This is a genomic window from Streptomyces sp. NPDC017202 (assembly GCF_044331705.1).
Taxonomy (GTDB): Bacteria; Actinomycetota; Actinomycetes; order Streptomycetales; family Streptomycetaceae; genus Streptomyces.
Map to the genome: position 1 here is coordinate 65278 of NZ_JBIRNP010000012.1, position 19830 is coordinate 85107.

Genomic DNA, 19830 nt, shown 5'->3' on the forward strand with positions numbered 1-19830 from the left:
TCGCGCGGGTCCAACGGGGCCTTTGGCTAACGGTCGCTGCATGGGAGCTTCCGTCATTCGCCTGGGCAGTGCGCGTCCAGCCGTGCGACACCATAGCACGGCTGGACGGGCGGTTAATGCCCTTCTGATTCCTCGGAGTTGATCCCGGCGTACGCAAGGAACGCGGCGAGCGCTTCGCGGTAGATCTCATCCATTCTCCGCTTGACGTCCCGGGGCCACTGCTCGTGCATCCGGCGCAGGATGTTCTTCAAGTCGGACTTCCACGAGTCGTTGTGGAAGGCGTAGTCCACCAGGTGCAGCGTCATGTCCGTGCCGCCGCGGCGGGCCCGGCCGGCGAGCTGGATCATGTCGACGATCATCCCGGCGACAATCTCCTCCTGGAGGGTTTTGTGGGCACTGACGAACCCGGGCGCGGAGCGCATGATCAGCCGGAGCCGGGACCAGGCTGTCTCTCTCGCCTTCCGAAGGACTTCCAGAGGGTCACTCGCGGGAGTGACGGCGTTGAGCCCGGCAGCGTTGATGGAGGCGTACATCTCCGGCGGGTCGGTGAGCAGTGCGAGGGGCCGCGTGCACAGGTAGACGCTGGTGATCGCCGACCGGCGGCCGATGACGATGTTCAGGCCGCGCGCGATCCTCGCCATGGGGACGACGAGGATCTTCCCGCGCTTGGGGAAAGTGGTGAATTCCTCTGGTGTCAGCTCGATGACGCCAGGGGGGAGCTTGATGGCCTCCCGGAGTCGGTCACGCCGGTACTTTTCCGGGGGGACCGCGACGCACAGACCGTCGCGGTAGTCGCCGGATGCGTAGATTCCGGCGGCGATGTGGCGGCAGTGCTCGTAGGAGTTGACGACGACCGCCACGTGGGCCCGGTCGGGGTCGGTTTTGAGGAGTTCGGTGAGCTCGGGGTGGATCCTGTCGGTGTAGAGCTTCTCCCCGAGTGCGTTGAGTGCCTTGCTCTTCAGGTGCTGGGGCAGTCCGGAGATCTGGATGTCGCGGTTGAGCGCGTCCTTGAGCGGCGCCTGCATGGCGCTAATGCTTTCCGGGTCGGCGTCGGTCATCCACCACTTCACACGGCCGTGGACGTGCTCACGTACGGCCTGGGGGAAGTATGCGGTCGCTGAAAGGCCCATGACCGGACGCTCGACGCCGGCTAGCACGAGAGAGACGATGCCGCCGAGCTGCGCGGTGTAGGTGTGCGGATCGCCGGAGATGCTTTGCGAGGTGAGTTCGGCGGACTTCTCCGGTTCGTCCAGGCCGGTGACCCGGTAGCCGAAGATGCCCTTGCCGAGCATGCCGTAGGGCAGGATGCCGGACGCTACGCCGGTCTCCAGCTTCTCGCCGAGCTTCTGCGCTGAGGGGAGCCCCGCTGCCTTGAACTGAGCGGTCTTCCCTCGGAGGCGTTCAAGGGTCATGTCCAGTTCGGCCAGCCATACGCGGATGATCAGAAGCTCGATGGCCTCGCCACGGTCATAGCCGTTGGGGACGGCGTCCTTGAGGATCTTGTCCATCTCCGATCGGGCTAGCGTGAGGAGGTCTTCTCCCCGCGACGCGAGGAGGTCCTCCAACACCTCCCGTACGTCTTCCAGGTGCGGTTCCAAGGGGACGTCGTGGAAGCGGCCCAGGAGAAGCGGGTCCTCGAGCGATTCCGGGTGCACTGGGTGCAGGGCGTTCAGTTTGTCGAACAGCTCGGCCGGGATCTCCTGGGCATCGGTGACATCCGCCTCGGGGAACAAGAGCGTGATCAGGCGCCGGTCCCGTGACCCGGACAGGTGCCACATGCTGCTGTTCGAGCCGTGGGTGTCCTTGGCCTCGTCCCGGCCCTCGTAGTAGCGCAGGTGAAGTTCGTCGGTACACAGTGCGGCGAGGAGGAATTCCGCCAGGTAGCGGGCGTGGCTGATGGTGGGGCACAGCTCCTTGACCGCCTCGGGTGACATGATCCGCTGGTCGTCGTCCAGGTCGCGGAGAGGAATGCTCTTGCGCTGCCGGGAGTCAAGAATCAGCTCGCTGGAGCACATGTCGACCGCTACGGACTGGAACTGGTCGACCTCGTCGATCAGGACGGCGTGTGAGCGGCGGAACGCGAACTCGGCCACGGACAGGTCGCCAGCCTTCTTGCCGTCGAGCATGACGCCGATGTGGATCCGCCCGGCCATGAAGCTGTGGTGGTTGGTCACCACGACTGCGGCTTCGCACGCCTGGCGCTGCTGCTCGTACTTTCCGCAGGTCTGCATCCATGGGCAGGACCGACTCCCCGTTACTGGGGGGATGGGGCCCAGGTATCGGCACGACTCGCCGCCCGGAGGGTAAGGGTGTGTGCTGGTCGTCGCGTGCTTGAGAGCGCACCCGTAGGAGAGGGTGTCGAGACGCCACAGGGTCTCGTTGTCCTGGCCGATGAGAGGGCCTTCGATGCGGGAGGCCAGCTTCATGGCCCGCTCGTGGAGCCGGGAGGGTGACATCAGAGGGGCGCAGGTCTTCGTACTGCCGAGGGCCTTGAGGTCTTCCCTGATTTCCCATGCGGCGGACAGGGTCGCCTCGACGGTCGGGAGGACCAGCGTGATCGTGTATCCGTTGACAGCGAGCCACGACGCCGCGGCCCTTACCAGGACGCTCTTCCCGGTTCCGGTAGGGGCGTTGAAGATCTCAATGGGCCCGGCGAGGAGCGCCAGAGCTTCATCGACGCTGATGTCGTCATTCGTCTGTAGCTCGTCGAAGAGCTTGGACAGGACGTCGAAGAGGTACCCGTCCTTGCCGTGCTTCTCGTAGCGGACCTGGTCGACCTCCTTCGCATGCTCCAGAAGAGCCGGTGTGGGGATCTTCAGCCCCGGCTCGTAGGGGAGCGTATGCACCTCAGGGAGGTCGTCGAGGTCTTTCCCGCTGGTGAAGGTGCCGGTTGCCGGGATGACTGCCCGGCCGACGATCTCACCCTTCCCTGACGCGTACCGCTTGGCAGTCAGCCACGTCCCCGGGCCGGCCGGGGGATGCGCCCTCCTGCGCCCGTACGACTTCGACAGCCTCTCCAGCATGTTGTCAGCATGGGCGAGGAGAGCGCCGCCGACTCGCGGTCTCGCGGACACGGCGCTGCCGGGATCCCCCACCGCCTCGAACGGGATGCTGCCGTCCGGAGACTGCCCCGCCAGGCATCCCCGTACGAACCGGGTGAACACCCCCGATGAGGCGAAGTCCTGCCGCCCGTACCGGATGACACCGGCGATCCGCTGTTTGTCCGCGAGCGGCATCTCCCGCCACTGGTCCCACAGGTCCAGGTGGCCGGTGAAGAAGAACGATGCGTGACGAAACGACGCCACCAGATTGCCGTCATCGTCCTTCTCCGGGAAGTAGTGCGCCGCCAGGGCCAACGCGGCCGATGCCGAACCGACACCCTTGGACAGCTTCTTCGTCACGCCCACGTCGCACCCGCTTCCTTGCACACGCGCGCGCCGAAGTCGCCGGTGGTCGCCACCTGCATCCACTTCCGGCTCACGTCCTGCAGCATCGGAACCGTCTCGTACCGGAAGTCTGGAACGACCAGCCAGTCAGCACCGCCCCCGTCGCCTCGGTCAGCGGTGATCTTGTCCGCCAGGAGCGTCGCGTAGGTGTAGTCCTTCACATCGACCTTGAACTCAGTCCTCGCCCCGCGTTTCCGCGTCACCATGACCCGCAGGTCGTAGGTGTCCATATCCGGCCACAGCTCCACGACCACCCCCTTCTTCTGCACGACCGGCCTCGACAACGCGTCATACAAGCCCAGTTCGGGAATCCCCGGGATTGTCGTGCACCGCCACACCCCCCGCACCAGGGCCCTGTGTCCCTTCTCCGGGGTCGGCTCGGGAATCTGGCCCGTGATGTCCTTGAACAGGACGCTCGCATTCCCCTCGGGCTTCAACGGCCTGCCGACGGGCCGCAGCTCCGGTGCCTTACCGCTGTCAGGAACCGTGAACTCGTACCGAGCCCCCTGCCGGGCGTGCGGCCGGTGGAAGCAACGGACCTTCCCCGCAGCGCCCCGCTTCTCGCCATGCAGCGTGATCTTCATGGGCCACGAGCAGAACGGGCACGCGAACCACCACCGCTGGTCGTAGAGCGCGTCGAACCGGACAGGTTCGTAGAACTCATCGAGCTTCGCGGGAAGATCAAGACGGCGGAGCTCCCGGGCGGGCCCCGCGGGAGTCTTGATCAGGGCGGACCGCCATGCACAGTAGGACTCCTGCGAGCGGCCCTTCATCAGCTCCCGGTGCACCAGTGTCTGGTGCAGCTCGTCGCTGACTCGATCGCCCATCGCTGACCGGCCGTTCCATGACGCCTTGTCGAGCGCCTCCAGGACGGCCCGCTGCTCCAACTCCAGATCGTAGGAGTCCTCCTCAAATTCTCCGTCCTTGGTAATGGCGTAGAAGCCGGACATCTCGCCGGCGTCCACCTCGTCGGGCAGGAGCGCCGACAGGTCTTCCGCCAGCATCTCCCGGAACCTGGTGAAGGTCAGGGGCCTTCCCGGACCCCGTGCCCACAGGATTCTCCCGTGGGCATCCTTCATCTCCTTGAGGCGGACTTCCGGATCCGTGGTGCTGTCGGACCCCGTCAGTGCCCTCGCGGCCATGGCGGCAGCGGTCATGACGACATGCCGAACCTCAGCGTCATGCGCTGAACCAGCGGAAGTAGAGCGTGTGTTCACCTGATCGACCTTAGGTGTGCACCAATGCCCCGCAGAGGACTGAGCGGTGATTCATCAGTTCGAGTGATGAAGTGGCCGTGGAAATCTCCTACGTAAGCTCCACAATAGTGACATTTGGGTACATGCTTTGATAGGTGTCCCGGTGCTGGGCGATGTGTTGACGTCCGGCGTCAGTCAGCCGCCACCGGTACTCCCGCACGAATGCCTCCTCGCCCTCCCCCTCTCGTACCGGAAACTCGTCAATCAGGCCCCGGCTCCGGCCGCGGCGCGGCCCGTGCGGTCGGTACCCCGTTCCCAGGTAGAACTTCGACTTCCCCCACATGTCGTCCTCTGCAAGGCCATCAGGTTCGGCAGAAGCCACTTTCATCAGGCTGGACCACAGCCACTCTGAAAGCAGGTCAGCCGGCCGCCGAGGCGGAAGTGCCTCACCTAGACCTGCTCGTGCGCAGGCTCGGCCCAAGCGGGTGAGTTCCACTCGGATCCGTGGAACGAAGCCCAAAGGGAACACCTCGACCTGGTCCTCCGAGACCTGGACAAGCCCGCGCGTGGCTAGAGCTTTCAAAGTCTGGCCAGCACCAGCGTCATGTTCCCCCAGTACCCGTAGGCGGTCCTGAAGGGCCGTGTACCCCGTGAACTCCGGGTCGGCTTTGATCGTGAACGGGATCTTCCTCCACTCCGCCGCAGGAATCCGCTTCCCCGAACCGGCCACCCGCGCAGCCGTCACCTGACGCTCAACTTCCTGGTCCTCCTGGTAGCAGGCCGTCAGGTAGATGCGCTGCCGCTCATTGAGGCCCTCCCAGATCTCCTCTGCCCGTGCGGATGAGTGCTTCCTGCCACTGGAAGGGAGTTTCGGGGGGACGTCATCTGGTCGGCTCCGCATCCACGCGTCCACCAGAACCCGGGGCGGGACCCCGTACATCCGGGCCAGGGCGCCGGCCAGCAGTCCGGAGGCTTCCGGTTCTCGCAGCATCTTCCCTGCCACCTTCCTCCCCTCCTCCAAGTCCCTGATCTTGCGGTAGTCGATGAAGTGTCCGTGACCCGCCGGGCCTTCCTGAAGACGCGCTGCCACGCTCGCTGCCGTGAGGCCGGCCGCGTATCGGAGATCAACCAAGGACGCCTCTCCGCGTGGGCCTCCGGTCAAGTCCTCTGGGCTGCACTCCAAGGCCAGGGCCAGATCCCCCAGACGAGACACGGACGGTGAATGCACACCTGCCTCGTAGTAGCGGATCAGCCGGCCGGAGACCCCCATCCGGCCTGCCACGTCCTCTGGGGACAAGCCGCGTTCTTTCCGCATCTTGGTCAGTTTCGTCGCGTCGATCTTCCATACCGGATGTGGCATGTCACCCAGGGAACCGTGATGAAGTCTTCATCGCAACCGTCCAGCTCCGTCAGCCGGATCGGCTTGACTGTGCCGTGGTTGCTCTGGGGAGCGGTCCTGTGGGGGCGGTGGTGAGGTGCGCGGGGTGCTTCACCTTCACGGGCGTGTACGTCCGCGGCCCCGTGCCGTGGGCGAGATTTTCGGCGAGGTCGGCGAGCAGCAAACTGGGGGTGTAGGGGGAGGCCGTGAGGGTCCAGGAGGGGCGGTCGATGCTGGGGCCGGCCCAGATGTTCCAGGTGGTGAGCGTGCTCGTCGGCTGCTGGGCAGCGAAGGCGTCGAACTGAATGCCAGCGTTCCCGGACGGGTTTGTCCAGCGGATCCAGCGTCCGTCGACGGTGTGCTTCCACCCGGCGTCGGTGAGGGGCTTCGTGGCGGCGGTGACGGTCTTCTCGTCGGCGGGGCTACCGATGGAGGTGTCCACCCGTCGCCTTCGGCGAGGTGGTGCAGCAGGGTCTGGAGCACGGGGGCCGGTGTGGTGCCGGTCGCGGTGAGGTGCCACATCCTGTCGGAGACGGGCGTCTCGTACGCGGCCACGGTCCAGGCGGTTTCACGGGGGTGGGTTTCGTGGACGCGCTCGATGCGCAGGATCTGTGATTCGTGAATCGCGTGGGTGGTGTCGTCGGGCCAGGTGCGTTCCGCCACTTCTCGAACTCGCCGTGGGTGCCGAGGAAGGTGTTGAGGAGCGCGTCGTGGTCACCGGCGTCTGCCAGGTAGATCGGCACGGTCTCCGGCTTCGCCGGGCGGGGCGCGGACTTGGCCGTGGTGATGTCGAAGACGGAGCGAGCTGCGATGGCCTCGCGTTCGGTGTCGCTAAGGGGTGCCGGTCCGGTGCGCATCTCGACTGCGTGGACTTTCTCGAAGGCGAGCAGGGCCTGGGCGGGTGAGTCGAAGGTGTCGGCGATCTGGCGCAGGTGGTCCTCGCCGTGCAGGTAGACGGATTTGCCGCCTCGGCGGAGGTAGGTGCCGACCGCGACGGTGGTGTGGCCGTCGTGGGCGTGGGCGTGAATGTGGAGCTGGCGGTGGTGGATGTCGTCGTGGATCTTCTGCGCTTGCTGGAGACCTCGCGGATCTCGCTGCGGGTGCACCACGGCATCGGGTAGTTCGGCCAGCTCCATTCCTCGTCGATGGCCTCTCGGAGTTGCGAGGTGATGTCGACGGTGATGCCTTCGGCGACGAGGTGCGTGGCGGCGTCGTTGGCCCAGTAGGGCTCCTCGTGGTCGATGCGGGCCAGGACCAGGGCGTCTGTGGCGGCGACGCCCCAGCCGCCCGCCTCCAGCGCCATGACGGCGATGCTGGCCTGGGTGCCGGTCACGAGGGCCTGTACGGCGCTGGGGTGGGTGGGGTGGGTGTCGAGGCGGACGTGGGCGTCGATAGGGGAGTCACGTGGGGGGTCTCATCTGTCCTGCCGGTGGCCGGGCCTTCGTACCCGGCCACCGGTGTCGTCGGGGGCTACCGGGTTGCTCGTGAGGATCGGGCGGTGGGCGCGGCCCTGGTGGTCGGCGGTCCGGCGCGGGTGGTGGGCATGGGCCGCTGGAGTTGCGGTGGGGTGGCTGCGGTGGCGTGCTGCCACCGGGCGCGGACGGCGGCGACGTCGGCGAGGGCGCGGCGGGCGCCGACGACGAGCTGGAACGGGGTGTTCGCCGGGTCGTCCGCGTACGCCTGGATGCGCTGGCCGGTGTGCTCGGCTGTGGCCAGGAGGGAGCGCTGCAGAACCCGTTCGCCCCAGTGCTCGGCGGACCCGGCCGGTTCGGCGAGCATGCGCAGGACCTCGCCCGGTTCGCTTCCGTCGTTCAGCAGGCCGCGCTGTTGGGCCTCCCACAGGACGGTGACGGGGTCGACGGGCTCGCCGCGGCGGGCCAGGGCCGTCAGGCACTGCCACAGACCGGTGTGCAGCGCCACGGTGAGGTCGTCGGGGAGCAGCCACCGGACGGAGTCGATGCCGGCGGGGTAGGCCGTGGCGGTGGCGAGGAGGAGCTGCTCCTCCTCGGCGGCCTCTGCCGGATGCGGTGCGGCGGGTGGCGGCGGTGCCGGCGTGCGGGGCAGGACGCCTGCGCGGGGCGGGAAGCGGGTGGCGATGTCGTCCGCGACCGCGGCGAGTGCGTCGGCCTCGGTGAGCACCGTCTGGACGGGGTGGGGAAGGGAGGCGTCGTGGACGGTGTGGATGAGGCGTTCGGCGGCCGTGTGCAGGCGGCGGCGGGCGTGTTCGGCCTCGACCATGCGGGCGTAGGCGGGGGCGTGGCGGGGCCAGGGGCAGACCTGGACGAGGGTGTGCAGGTAGGAGGCGGTCAGCCCGCGTGCCTGTTCCTGGGCCTTGGTGAGTACGCGGTCGAGCCACTGGGTGTTCTTCGCGTGCTCGGCGGGGTCGGGTCGCGGCAGGATGGTGATCGCGCCGTACAGGGCGGCGTGGGCGGCGGTGGAGAAGGAGTCGGCGGCGATGCCGCTGACGTTGTCCTGGCGGTGCGGGTCGAGGAGAAGAGCACCTAGGAGGGCCTGCTCGACGTGGAACACCGGTCGAGGGGACACGAGGGTGTCGAGGTCGTCTTCGTCGGGTTCGGGGGTGCGGGGCATCAGACGGCGAGGGTGAAGTCGTCGGGGTTGAGGGGGAGGCCGAGGTGCGGGGCGAGGAGGTGGCCGGCGAGCAGCGGGGGCACGGCGTTGCCGATCTGGGAGAACTGCTGGCCCTTGTTGCCGGCCCAGGGGTAGTCGGCGGGGAAGGTCTGCAGGAGGCCGGCCTCGCGGGCGATGATCCGGATCGGCTCGGGGACAGCCGGGGCGGCGGCCTCCTCGGTCGGCGGCGAGGCGGGCTCGACGACCCAGGTGCACTCGTTCGCGCGGTGTCCGAAGAACAGGGTGCCGGCCGGCTCGGACAGGGGCCGGACGGTGGCGTTGGCCTGGTTGTTGCTGCGCAGGGACCAGGACCAGCGGTGGGCTTCGGCAGTGAAGGTCGGTGCCGGAGCGTCGGCGCCGCGGTTCTCGCGGGTGCCGTGCCGGGCCGCCCACCCCGCGCCTTCGCGCCGAGACTGCAGGACCACCCCATCCGGCCGGGGCATCCAGGTGCCGCGCTCGCGGGCGTCGGAGAGCGTCTTGCGGGAGCCCGACGGGAACGGTTCGGGCCCGCCGCCGGGGCCACCGCCCGCGCAGACGGTGGGGACGGGGCGGTCGGTAGCTCCCCAGCCCAGGGCTTCGGCCATGCTGACCCAGCGGGCGCGGCCCGGACCGAACAGTGATTCAGGTTCGGCGAGTTGGGCGTGCGTGGGCGCGGGCGGCTGCGCCGTGCGTACGCGGGAGGCCAGGAGGATCGCCCGCTTCCTGGTCTGGGGGATCCCGAAGTCGGCCGCGTTGAGGATCCCGTACCAGACGGAGAACCCCCACCCGCGCAGGACGGCGGCGTACTGCTTCCACAAGGGAAGGACGTGCGGCACTTCCTCCATGGCGACCCAGTCGGGCTCGTCGACCGTGTTCAGGGCGTACAGATAGCGCATCGGCTCGGCTGCGAGCAGGGAGCGCTCGTCGCGGCATGCGGCGAGGAGGCGTTCGCGGGTGTCGCGTCCGGCGGCCAGGTCCTCGACCGCCGCGTGCACCAGCGGCTGGTCGAGCAGGCCGAGGCGTTTGCCGGCCATGCTCCACGCCTGGCACAGAGGGGAAGCGATCATTCCGCGGGCGCGGCCGATGAAGGGCCAGGTCGGATACGTTGCCACGTCGGTGCGGATGGTCAACTGCCCAGCCGTGGCCCGGGTCTTGCACGCCCACTGGTCCCATTCCAGCCCGACGTCGCGCACGCCGAGGACCTGCAGGGCCCTGCTCCAGCCGCCCGGCCCCGCGAAGAGGTCGAGGATCATGTAGCCAGCCCGAAGCCGTCCTGCGTCAGCGCCTCGGTATCACCGCGGCACGCCCAGGGCGAGCAGCCGTCCTCGACACCGCTCTCCAGGACCTCGGCCTCCTCCGCGCTGAGCTGCAGGGCAGCCCGCTCGGCGGCGGTGACGTGGTCGATCGGCGCCTGGCTCAGCGGCACGCGCGAGCGGTGCAGGAATGCTTCGCCGAGCAATCGGCTGCCCGACGCATTGGCGCGAGCATTGCCCTGCCGGATGGCCGCGTCGAATTCGACAACGTCCGCCCACTCGGACGGGGAGGTATCTCGAATATGCCGCCACTGCGCATTTCCGTGGAACGGGCATCCCAGGCAGCTCGACTTCGGCGTATCGGCGAGCCCGAATGACGTCAGGTAGCGCACGCAGTCGGACCTGCTCCACGACATGTCCAGTAGCGGGTGCCGGTTGCGCATGTACTTGACGTCCGCGTCCTTCGCGCGATGGAATTCGTCCGTGGATATGCCGACCCACTGCTCGACGAAAACGCCCTTTGGTATGCGGTTCGGGTAGGGGTGGCCGAGAAGTTCGCGCACTTTCTGCTTGATCGGCCGCACCTTATATTCGCCGGTACACTGCCGCCGCGTCATCCCAGGTCGCCCGTCCTGATTCAGGATATGCAGCGGCATGGAGGCGAACCGGTGATCGGGGTTAAGAGCATCGCTGCGGATATTTCCGGCCGACACGCGAAGTACCGGTATGCCCGCGGGGGCGGCTACCTCCCTTTCCAGTCGGTCAAGGTGGGCATAAACCGCTCGGGGCTCCCATCCGGTGTCGGCGAATATCGCGTAGTCGACCTTGGGGAGGACACCTTCTGCTGACAGGGCAAGGAGGGTGCTGGATTGGACTCCCGCGCCGAGGGAGAGGGCGCGGAACTGGGGATGATCTGAAATGGGACTGTCCTGAGGTAGGGGGGAGGTGCGGCGTGCGCTGTGGTCCTGTCGACTGCTCAGTGGCGGGTAGGGGAGCGGGCGCGCGGCTCTGTGGCGGCCGTCGAAGCAAGGGCGCGGGCGAACGCGGCGACCAGCTGCGGCGCTTGTTCGGGGGTGCTGACCAGAGCGCGGACGACGGGGGTGCCGATGACGACGGCGTCCACCAGGGGCGCGACGTGTGCCGCTAGGGCGGGTGTGGAAGTCCCGACGCCGGACACGACCGGCAAAGGGCTCGCCGCGCGCAAGCGCCGGGTGAAGGCAGCTAGGGCGGCGATGTCGAGCGGCCCTCGGTAGCCGGTGGGTTGAGCGCTAGCCGGTGGGTAGAGCCACCCGGAGGCGTTGGCGGCCACGGTGGCCAGGTCGTCGTCGGTGGTGCGGCGCGGGACGAGGCGTGGGGTGCAGAGGTTCGCGTGGTGTGCTGCGGCCTGCCAGTACTCGGCGTGGTGGTCAGGCAGGTCGACGATCATCACGCCGGACGCGCCGGCATCGGCGAAGAGGCGGGCCGCGGATTCGGGGCCGTGCCGTTGGACGGGTTCCCAGTAGGTCATGACGACGGTCGGTCGCAGGTGTGCGGCATACGCGACCGCGCGGACGGCGCTGTCCAGGGCATCGCCGCTACGCAGTACGCGGCGGTAGGCGTGCTGGATGACAGGTCCGTCGAGGTGGGCGTCATGGTGGGCGAGGCCGATCTCAAAGAGGTCGGTACCCGCGTGGGCGAGTTGGCCAAGGTGGCGACGCTCTGCGTGCGAGCAGTGCAGGCCGGCTGGGACGAAGGTGCCCAGCGCGCTACGGGGTTGGGCGAGCAGGGTGTGCAGAGGAGGGGTGGTGGCCAGAGGGGTACCTTTCTCGGCTGGGGCCGTGGTGGGGTCAGGGTGGTGTCCGGCCGGCGGAGCCGACGGCGCGGGTGAGTAGGCGCTCTGCTGCGGTTGGGTAGTGAGGTGGAGGGTGCAGATGCCGGTCCGGCGGGAGGTTTGCGGTGCGCGCGCGGTGCTGGGCGAGTGCGCGGTGATCCGTGGCGTCACGGTGGTCTCTCGCCCCCGGGAGAGAAGACGGACGTGTCGAGGTAAACCACGGAGCGCCTGCCCGGGGCCTCCTGGCCGCCCGCGACGTCCGTGCAGGGCTGTCCGGTCGATCGTGCGGGCGCCGCATTGAGCGCCTCTTGTCGGCCGTGAAGAGGGGCTTCATTCTGGTCAGCGAACTGTCAGCCAGCGTGCGGGGGACGGATGACAACTGGAAGTGGCACGGCGCAGCGCATGACTTGGGTACTGACGGCTGTGGCTTACGTCCTGCTCGGTCTTGGACTGCTGGGGCTGATAGTTGCGACACCGTTCGTACTGGCCGCTGTGGCTCCGGCGGGCACGGACTGGGGGAAGCTGAGTGACATCAGCCAGACGTACGGGGCCGTTTCCGTCGTGCTCTCAGCCATCGCTTTGGCCGGTGTGGCTCTCTCGCTCCTCTACCAGGTTCGGCAGGCACGTACGAGCAACGAGCAGGCCATCAGGGACAGCCACCTCCAGCTTGCGACGCTCGCGCTGAGCGACCCGATTTTGCTCCAGGCATGGGCACCGCCTGTTGCACCGGTGACCTTGAAGCGGCATCAGCAGCATCTGATCACGTCTCTCGCTCTCGGGGAGTTGTTGCAGCGGTTCCGTATCGGCCATCTGTCCGTCGAGAAGCTCGCGATCAAACTCGATGGGCACTTCCGCGGGGAGATCGCGCGGGAACAGTGGGAGCGTGAGGGAACAGGGTGGCACCGCACCATGGAGGCTGGCGATCGCCGGGATCGTGTGTTTGTTCGCCTGGTGGACGAACGCTTCCGGGCCGCTGTGGCGACGGGGCCGCCGCCCGCCCTTCTGGAGTTTCAAGATCGGCCGGACATGTCTCCCAGTCACCGTCCTTCCGCCTAACCTCGACCCGCTGCTACGGGATACGGCCCACTCCTTCGCCTGGCGTGAGCGGACGGGGCACCACGTGCAGCAGGGTGTCGCTCACACGGCCTTTCCGCAGTCGGACTGCACGGGGCTGTGCTTCGCGACGGCGCGGCTGGTGATTGCCTGCGACGCGCGGTCGGACGCGGCGGACAGTTCTGTCGCCCCGGGCTCTCGGTACCACGGCCGTAGATCGAGCATGGCCGCGCGCATGCCGGTGGCGAAGCAGAGCGCGGTGCCCTTGGGCAGGGCGCGGATCGCGTCGGCGGGCAGGATCCGCTCCTGACGCATCGAGACCGACGTGCTCTTGCCGGAGTCCGAGTGCGAGGTGGACGTGGTCTGCACGTCGTGGTCGCCGATCAGGCGGGAGAGCTTGTCGGCGAAGTCCGGGTCGTCGATGCCGGAGCCGATGACCTTGACCGTCGAGGCGGACCACATGGCGTCCATGCCCGCGTCCCCCCAGACCTTCTGGCCCTGCCGATAGGACTGCAGGATCGTGATGGGGATGATCCCGCGGGAGCCGAGGTGGGAGTACAGGTCGGGCAGGTCGCTGATCTTGCACACGTTGGCGGCCTCGTCGAGGATCGCCAGCATGGGCGGGTCCAGTCGCCCGCCGGCGCGTTCGGCCTGAGCGGTCGCGGCCCGCATCACCGAGTCCGCGCACGCGGCGATCAACGCCGACGCGCCGCCTCCGCCGTCCTTGCTCAGCAGGAAGAGGGTGTCGGTGGAGGTGACGAACTGCTCCGGCCGGAACTCCGCGACGTCCTTCTGCGGCGTCACCCACGCGGCGATCTCCGCGTTCAGGAGGGCTGCGGCGTACTGGCGGGCGGTCTCGTAGATGCCGTCCCGGGTCTCGGGCGGGCCCTCCACGGTGCCCTTGAGCTGAGCGGCGACGGCGGTGAAGCCGTGGTCGCGCAGGATGTCCAGCGGGGTGCGGTCGGCGGGGAAGGCAAGCCAGGCCATGATGTCGGTGATCGGGCGCTCGTCGAGCGCTGCGGCCAGCAGGAGCTGGGAGAGGATGTTGCTGCCGGCCTTGGACCAGAAGTCGCCCTGCTGGGAGGCGTCCACGGACGCGGCGAGGAAGTGGCCGGCTAGCCGGTTCGCCCCGTCCAGGGTCTTCGCATCGGCGAGGGGGTTCCACCACATCTCGCGGGCGGCGTGCGCGATCTGCTGCGGATCCATGGTCCACACCGCCCCGGCCTGGGCCCGCGCTTCGTAGGCGGTGGTGAAGGCATCGCCGGCGGCCTTGTTCGACGTCAGGAGGACCGGGCCGGGTGCGTTGAGCATGGAGGGGATCGCGAGGGAGGTCGTCTTGCCCGAGCGGGGCGCCATGATCGCGACGGCGACATCTTCGAACCCCATCCGGACCTCGTGTCTGGTGCCCTGCAGATTGCCCAGGAGGATGCCGGTGTCCTTGGCGTCGATGTGCTTGGCGTTCTTCAGGCTCGGTCGCAGGGAGCGGGCCTTGTCGGTGATGGCCTTGGACATCAGGGGCTCGATGTCCCGGGCCTTGGCCATGTCGGTGATCTTCTTCTTCCGGCCACCGCCCGAGCTCCTGTGCCGGGCCCACAGGAGGCCGACCACGGCGGCGAGGGCCAGAAAGAGGACGACGGGCACGATGCGGGCGCCGACCAGCAGGGACGTTTCTCCTGCGGTGGGCCAGACCTGCTCGGGGTGGAGCAGGGCGGCAGTGGGCTGGTAGGGCGCCCACGCAGCCCCCGTGAGGGTGGCGGTGAGGTTGCCGCACAGCCAGGCGAGGTGGGCGAGGGGGATGGCGAGGGCCGCCAGGCCGAGCAGGAGGCGCAGGGCGAGGTCGTACCCGTCGGTGTTGCTCGTGGAGGAGGGTGGCAAGGGCTGGGTGCTTCCGGGCGGGGACGGGAGGGCTAGCGGCTGTGACCGCGCTGCGGCGGCGAGTGCCGTGCGGGGATGGGGGCCGGCGGCGTGTCGGCGGGCCGGGCGGCGAGGGGAGCGGACGCGGTCCTCCAGCGCGGCGGCGAGGGAGGCCGCGGGCACGTCGACGTACTTGCGGGCGACGAGGCTGGGGTTGTGGGTCGGCAGCCTCTGCTCGCCGGTGCGGTACACGGGTTCTGGGTCGACCAGTGCGGCGGTGAACGCGGTGACGAGGTGGGGCGGGGTGTGGGTGCCGAAGCGCGCCTGCCACACCGGCGGGCGGTTCGGGGCGAGGGTGGCGGTGACGAACCAGGAGCCCGGTTCTTCTGCGCTGCCCAGCCGCTGGACGTAGGCGGTGCCGTCGGGCGAGACGAGGCCGTCGGCGCCGGCGGCAGGGGGATTCCAGGCGACTTGCCGGAGCGGTCCGAACGGGTCGAGGGACTCAGCTGCCGGCGGGGCTGGGTCGGTGAGGGCGTCGGTGAAAGCGGCGATGAGTTCGACGGGGGTGCGGGCGCCGAAGCTGGCGTACCAGGCGGGCCGGCCGGGCTCGGCGGTGTGGTGGAGGGTCCACCACTGGCCGTCGGGGGCCGGCTCCAGGCACAGGAGGGCCTTCTGGTCGGGGCTGGAGAGCAGCACGCGCGGCATCAGCGGGTCATCGCCGTGGCTCCAGCCGCTGGCGCGGTGGAGGGGCACGGTGATCCAGGCGGGGTCGCCCCCACCGGCGAGGTGGCGCGGGGTGATGAAGTCGACCTCGACGGTGTCCGCGGTGGAGGGCATGGTCACCGCCTCGTCGCGCGGTAGCCGCCGTGCCGGGTCGTGAGAACCGGAAGGTGCGGGCGCTTGGGCTGGGGGCCGGCTCGACGGGTGGCGGTGTGGATGTCGAGGATGGCGCGGCCGTGGCAGGCCCAGTCGTCCAGGTAGCTCCAGCACTCGGCGTGGTGCTCGTCCAGCGCGTCGTCGTACGCCTCGCTCCCCGGTCCGGCGCCCTCGGGGAGCTGGGCCACGGTCTGGCGCCACTGCGCGTCCAGAGCGTCGAGGCGGTTCAGCGCCTGCTCCAGGATGTTCAGCTGTCCGGGCCAGCTCTTGCGCGTGAGGTGGGCGGGTAGGTGCTGCAGCTGGAGGCGTGCGGTGGCCAGGAGTTGGCGGGCTCCGGCGCGGGTGGTGGTGAACGCCGCGGCGGTGTCGGAGTCGCGGACGGCGGCCCGGCGGCCGTAGGCGTCATCGTCGAAGGGCCAGCCGTCCAGGTCGGTGTTGAACTCCGTGTAGGCGTCCCAGGAGGCCAGGATTCGGTCGCTGTTGCGCAGGTAGCGGTTGAGGCGCCGCAGCGAGGTGCGGCGGTGGTTCAGGGTGCGGGGGATGAGGTGGTCCTTCCGGTTCAGCGTTGGGCGGTCGGCTGGACGGCTGCGGTGTGCGGCGGGGGCGGCGCGGGGGTGGTCTGCCGGCGGCGTGCGGCGCGGGCCTGTGCGCGGATCGCCGTCATCCGGGCGGTGTGGGCCTCGACGACCTGCTGTGGGCTCAGCGGGCTCGGCTCCTTGACGGCGCTGTGGTGGGCGGTGCGGTCGAGCATGCCGCGTTGCAGCGGGCTCCTCTCGGTCAGCGCCGTGAGGAAGGCGCCGACGAGGCGGTCGGGGACGTGCTCGTCGAGGAAGGCGTGCCAGATGCGCGGGCCGGGGTACTGCGCGTCGCGGGCGTCTCGGGCCTCGATATGCCAGGACGGATGGACGCGGAACTCGTTCATCGGGCGCCGTTCGATGTGGCATAAGAAGTCCGGCGAGTGCGCCGCGCCGGCCTCGGCGCGTCGCCAGCCCACTCGGGTCACCGGCTCCCAGGGGTCCTGGTGCGGCGAGGCGGGTGCGACGAGGGCGTTGGTGAGGCCGGCGAGGACCTCGGCCGGCACGCGTTCACCGAACTCGGCATACCAGCCGGGCCCGTTGTCACTGTTCTCGGCCCGCAGCCGCCACCAGGCGGAGGTGGTGGACTGCGGGTCGAACTGCAGGCGGTAGCGGTGATCGGGGCTGCGCATCACGATCTCGGCGTCGAGGGGGTCGGAGAGCGTGGTCCATCCGGCGGCGGCCAGGCCGTGGGTGACGTGGCGGGCGTCGCCGGGGCCGGCGAGGTGGCGGGGGCTGGTGTCGAAGGGGATCTGCCCGGCGTGCTTGTCGGCGAAGGCGGCGAGTTGGCGTTCGCTCAGCGGCACGCGCCGCACTCCGGGTCGCTCTGGGCGGCCTGGTGCAGTGCGCGCAGTTCGTCCAGGACGTACTGGAGGGTGTGCTGGTCGCTCTGTTCCCACGCGGCGGTGCGCAGTTCGGCGACCAGGAGGCTGACGTGTGCCGCGCCGGCGGCGGTCTGGTGCTCCTGGACGGTGCGGGCGAGGGCGCGCAGGGTGTCGGCGAACTGGACGGGCAGGCCCGTGTACTCGTCCAGGAGCGGCTCGATCAGGGCGAGGGCTTCGGTGGGGTCGGGGTTCTCGCGCAGGTACTCGGTGAGGTCCGAGAGGGTGTCGGTCAGGGTGCTCAGGGCGTCCGGGGTGGGGGCGGGCATCGTGCTCCTTGAAGGCGGGCGGGGGTTCAGCGGCGGGTTCGGGTGCCGCCGGCGGGGGCTTGCGTGCGGGTCTTGGTGCGGGGGCGGGCGTTGTGGACGCTGTTACGGGCCCAGGTGGCGGCGCGGGCGGCGGTGATCCGGGCCTGCTGCCAGGCGCCGAGCTGGGAGGGTGTGACGGAGACCGACCAGGTACGGATCTGCGCGCTGCTCGGCACGCGCCCGCGCGGGCGCATGACGGGCTCGGGGTTGGCGAGTTCGGTGGCGAAGGCTTGCACCAGTTGCATCGGGGTGTTCGGCGTGAAGCTGGCCGTCCAGCCGTTGTGCTGCGTGTCCCTCGCTCCGGCCCACCACGTCGCCGAACCGTCGGGGCTGTGCTGGTAGCGCAGGCTCGCGCTGCCGTCCGGGCTGGTGGCCACGTAGTGCTCGCCCTCGGAGCGGGTCTGCCACTGCTGCTCCTGCAGCGGCGCCCAGACGTTGGGCGCGTGAGCGGAGCGGGGCCGGGTGAGTGCGTCGGTCAGGCCCGCGACGATCTCCACCGGCGTCTGGTGGCCCAGGTGCGCCGACCACTCACCGTTGAGCGCGTCGGCTTTGCCGTGGATGGTCCATCCACCGGGGATGATGTAGGGGTCGTAGGCGACGCGCAACGCGCGGCTGGGACTCTCCATGAGCAGCGGGCCGCCGGACTTGGACTTCTCCCGCCATCCGCAGGCGCGCAGGAACTCCGAGATGTGCCGGACGTCGCCTCCGCCAGCCAGAGCGCGGGGCTGGACGAGGTAGTGCTGCTCCGCCCGCTCGCCCGGTCCCCAGCCCTGCCATTGCTTTTTGCTCACCGGTGTCGCCGGGCGACGAACGGCGCAGGAGCCACAGGCTTCGCCGCCGCGGTGGTGGCCGGCCGCGCGCTGAGGTCCTTGAGGAGGTCTTGGTGCTCGTCCATGTCCAGGTTGATGTCGTGCAGTTCGTTGGCGGCTCGGCCGAGCGCGAGCCAGACCTCCGCGGGGAGGAGGCCGCGTTCGGCCTCGCCCTTGGCGAAGTGGCTTCCGGTGATGACGAGGTGGGTGACGCCGCCGAGGACACCGGCCTCCGGGTCGAGGACGCGGGCGATGACCTGAGCGGCCTGCGGCGCGGGGAGCTGGGAGAGGTGGTCGGCGAGCTGACCGAGCTGGCGGGTGATGTCGTCGGCGAGCTTCACCGGCTGAGGGACGGGGTGGGACATGCTCCTCCTGGTGGGTGGGCGGTCAGTGGTGGTGGCGGTAGCCGATGCGCTGGGTCCCGCGAGGACGTTCTCGGGCCGGGCGCCTGCCAGCGGGAAGGGTCGGTCGGGGCCGGTCGGGAGGCAGGCGCGCAGATAGCGGCGGAAGAGGGCCGTGGCCAGTCGCGGCTTGCGCCGGGCACTGATGGGCGGGGGTGTGCGCTTTGCTACGGGGTGCTCCAGGTATCGAGCGGTGGGCCCGGGTGGCCCGGCGCGGTGCCGGGACCACCCGGGCCCCTACGGAGTCGGCGGTTTCGCCGAGTCGTGCGAAGAGATCGGGTTCGTGGCCGGGCGGCGGACCCTCACCGAGAACGGACGGCCTGCGACCGGTAGCCGGCCGGAACGGGCGGTGGCGAAGCGGGCGCGGCGGTGGGCGCGCTGCGGCCCGCGGGGTGCTGGAGAGCGGTGTCGATGCCGAGCGCGTCGAGACGCGGGCCGATCGCGCGCAGCGCTCGGGCCTGGGCCTGGGTGTCGTCGCCGGCGAGGCGGTAGATGCCGCTGGGCGGGTCCTGGACGAAGCCGTGTGCGGTGAGGATGGCGCCGGCGCGGTCGTCGGCGGGGGCAGCGACGATGCTGCCGTCCACCTGCCAGGTCAGAACGACTCGGTCCGGCTGGGAGGGCTGGACGGACGCCAGGGCGTTGTGGCGGGCCTGGGCGAGGGCGCGGTCATAGCGGGCGAGCAGGTCGTCGGCGATCTGTTCCGCGCTGAGGAACGGGTCGTCGGTCAGGGCGATGCCGTTGGGTTCGGCCACCGCGCGGTACGCCTCGTCGGGCAGGGCCGACGAGGCGAGGGCGGCGATGAGGAACCCGTCGCGGCCGTCGTGCCGGTCCAGGACGGCGAACTGCGCGCCGTCCGGGCGGCTGAGGACGGCGGCCTCGGCCAGCGGGTGCTCGGCGAGGGAGGCGGCGACCAGGTCCAGGTCCCAGATCCGTTCAGCCAGCTCGGCGAGGTCGTCCTTGGCATCGGCGGGGAGATGAGCACTGGTCCAGGTGTCGGGGAGTTCGCCGGCGAGGACGTCGGCGTAGGAGGCGAGGCGCTCGGAGGTGGGGTCGTGCATGGTGTCCTTGCGGGTGGGAGGTCAGCGGCGCATCGCGGCGGCCAGCGGGGGCGGCGGGGCCGGGAGCGTACGGGGCGGAGGCGGGCGGGCGCACACGGCGGAGCGCTCCTGTTCGGCGGCCGGCACTTCACCGGTGCAGGTGCTGCGGCCGGGGTGCGGGGCGTGCCGGTCGGCGAGCGCGTTGCGCGTGTGGGCGAGATCGGTGCCGATGAGGTGGAGGTACTTCTCGGCGAGGTAGCGCAGGCGCCGGGCGACGTAGGGGTCGGCCGGCTGGCCGAGGTGATCGTGGAAGTCGGCGGCGGCGGTCAGTACCTCGTGCAGGGCG

At 69.7% G+C, this 19830-nt stretch carries 17 protein-coding genes and 2 pseudogenes; 2 read left to right on the forward strand and 17 right to left on the reverse strand.

The window, feature by feature from the left end; translation table 11 throughout:
* Nucleotides 1–113 precede the first annotated feature (113 nt).
* The 5 genes and pseudogenes from ACH4N1_RS23025 to ACH4N1_RS23045 form a co-directional block, all read right to left on the reverse strand.
* A complete protein-coding gene (locus ACH4N1_RS23025; RefSeq protein ID WP_398099644.1) occupies nt 114–3401 on the reverse strand; it encodes a hypothetical protein in 3288 nt (1095 codons plus the stop codon).
* Nucleotides 3398–4603, reverse strand: a complete 1206-nt coding sequence (locus ACH4N1_RS23030; protein ID WP_398099646.1) for a hypothetical protein — start codon at nt 4601–4603, stop codon at nt 3398–3400. The genes ACH4N1_RS23025 and ACH4N1_RS23030 overlap by 4 nt, the downstream gene beginning before the upstream one ends.
* Before the next feature lie 148 nt (nt 4604–4751).
* Nucleotides 4752–6002 (reverse strand): helix-turn-helix domain-containing protein, encoded by a 1251-nt coding sequence (locus ACH4N1_RS23035; RefSeq protein WP_398099648.1) that lies wholly within the window; start codon nt 6000–6002, stop codon nt 4752–4754.
* 49 nt (nt 6003–6051) lie between these two features.
* On the reverse strand, nt 6052–6462 hold the full coding sequence (locus ACH4N1_RS23040) for a DUF317 domain-containing protein (RefSeq protein WP_398099650.1): 411 nt from the start codon (nt 6460–6462) through the stop codon (nt 6052–6054).
* Between the two features lie 56 nt (nt 6463–6518).
* Nucleotides 6519–6683, reverse strand: a pseudogene (locus ACH4N1_RS23045) (DUF317 domain-containing protein); the annotation flags it as partial.
* Nucleotides 6684–6964: 281 nt separating this feature from the next.
* On the opposite strand from ACH4N1_RS23045, the gene ACH4N1_RS23050 reads away from it, so the two are divergent.
* On the forward strand, nt 6965–7141 hold the full coding sequence (locus tag ACH4N1_RS23050; protein ID WP_398099651.1) for a hypothetical protein: 177 nt from the start codon (nt 6965–6967) through the stop codon (nt 7139–7141).
* Nucleotides 7142–7490: 349 nt separating this feature from the next.
* Here ACH4N1_RS23050 and ACH4N1_RS23055 read toward each other — a convergent pair whose 3' ends face one another.
* The 4 genes from ACH4N1_RS23055 to ACH4N1_RS23070 are packed head-to-tail and all read right to left on the reverse strand — an operon-like array spanning nt 7491 to nt 11861.
* Nucleotides 7491–8609, reverse strand: a complete 1119-nt coding sequence (locus tag ACH4N1_RS23055) for a DnaB-like helicase N-terminal domain-containing protein (RefSeq protein WP_398099652.1) — start codon at nt 8607–8609, stop codon at nt 7491–7493.
* On the reverse strand, nt 8609–9880 hold the full coding sequence (locus tag ACH4N1_RS23060; RefSeq protein ID WP_398099654.1) for a DNA cytosine methyltransferase: 1272 nt from the start codon (nt 9878–9880) through the stop codon (nt 8609–8611). The genes ACH4N1_RS23055 and ACH4N1_RS23060 overlap by 1 nt, the downstream gene beginning before the upstream one ends.
* Nucleotides 9877–10800, reverse strand: coding sequence for a hypothetical protein (locus ACH4N1_RS23065; RefSeq protein WP_398099843.1), 924 nt, complete (start codon nt 10798–10800; stop codon nt 9877–9879). The genes ACH4N1_RS23060 and ACH4N1_RS23065 overlap by 4 nt, the downstream gene beginning before the upstream one ends.
* Before the next feature lie 56 nt (nt 10801–10856).
* Nucleotides 10857–11861, reverse strand: coding sequence for a tryptophan synthase subunit alpha (locus ACH4N1_RS23070; RefSeq protein WP_398099656.1), 1005 nt, complete (start codon nt 11859–11861; stop codon nt 10857–10859).
* A gap of 231 nt (nt 11862–12092) precedes the next feature.
* Between ACH4N1_RS23070 and ACH4N1_RS23075 the strand changes: the two genes are divergently transcribed.
* Entirely contained in the window at nt 12093–12746 is a 654-nt protein-coding gene (locus tag ACH4N1_RS23075) for a DUF6082 family protein (RefSeq protein ID WP_363087788.1), read from the forward strand.
* Nucleotides 12747–12827: 81 nt separating this feature from the next.
* Here ACH4N1_RS23075 and ACH4N1_RS23080 read toward each other — a convergent pair whose 3' ends face one another.
* The 8 genes and pseudogenes from ACH4N1_RS23080 to ACH4N1_RS23115 all read right to left on the reverse strand — a co-directional run bounded on the left by ACH4N1_RS23080 (nt 12828) and on the right by ACH4N1_RS23115 (nt 19505).
* Complete coding sequence (locus ACH4N1_RS23080; protein WP_398099844.1) at nt 12828–14618, reverse strand: type IV secretory system conjugative DNA transfer family protein; 1791 nt, start codon at nt 14616–14618, stop codon at nt 12828–12830.
* Nucleotides 14619–14906: 288 nt separating this feature from the next.
* A pseudogene (locus ACH4N1_RS23085) lies at nt 14907–15434 on the reverse strand (DUF317 domain-containing protein); the annotation flags it as partial.
* Between the two features lie 2 nt (nt 15435–15436).
* Nucleotides 15437–15661: a hypothetical protein gene (locus ACH4N1_RS23090; RefSeq protein WP_398099658.1), complete on the reverse strand. Its 225-nt coding sequence runs from the start codon at nt 15659–15661 to the stop codon at nt 15437–15439.
* A gap of 371 nt (nt 15662–16032) precedes the next feature.
* Nucleotides 16033–16854 (reverse strand): DUF317 domain-containing protein, encoded by an 822-nt coding sequence (locus ACH4N1_RS23095; RefSeq protein ID WP_398099660.1) that lies wholly within the window; start codon nt 16852–16854, stop codon nt 16033–16035.
* Nucleotides 16845–17198: a hypothetical protein gene (locus ACH4N1_RS23100; RefSeq protein ID WP_398099662.1), complete on the reverse strand. Its 354-nt coding sequence runs from the start codon at nt 17196–17198 to the stop codon at nt 16845–16847. Before ACH4N1_RS23100 ends, ACH4N1_RS23095 begins: the two co-directional genes overlap by 10 nt.
* A 26-nt stretch (nt 17199–17224) precedes the next feature.
* A complete protein-coding gene (locus ACH4N1_RS23105) occupies nt 17225–18028 on the reverse strand; it encodes a DUF317 domain-containing protein (RefSeq protein WP_398099664.1) in 804 nt (267 codons plus the stop codon).
* Nucleotides 18025–18411 (reverse strand): hypothetical protein, encoded by a 387-nt coding sequence (locus tag ACH4N1_RS23110; RefSeq protein WP_398099666.1) that lies wholly within the window; start codon nt 18409–18411, stop codon nt 18025–18027. The genes ACH4N1_RS23105 and ACH4N1_RS23110 overlap by 4 nt, the downstream gene beginning before the upstream one ends.
* Nucleotides 18412–18749: 338 nt before the next feature.
* Nucleotides 18750–19505, reverse strand: coding sequence for a hypothetical protein (locus tag ACH4N1_RS23115; protein WP_398099668.1), 756 nt, complete (start codon nt 19503–19505; stop codon nt 18750–18752).
* Nucleotides 19506–19830 lie beyond the last annotated feature (325 nt).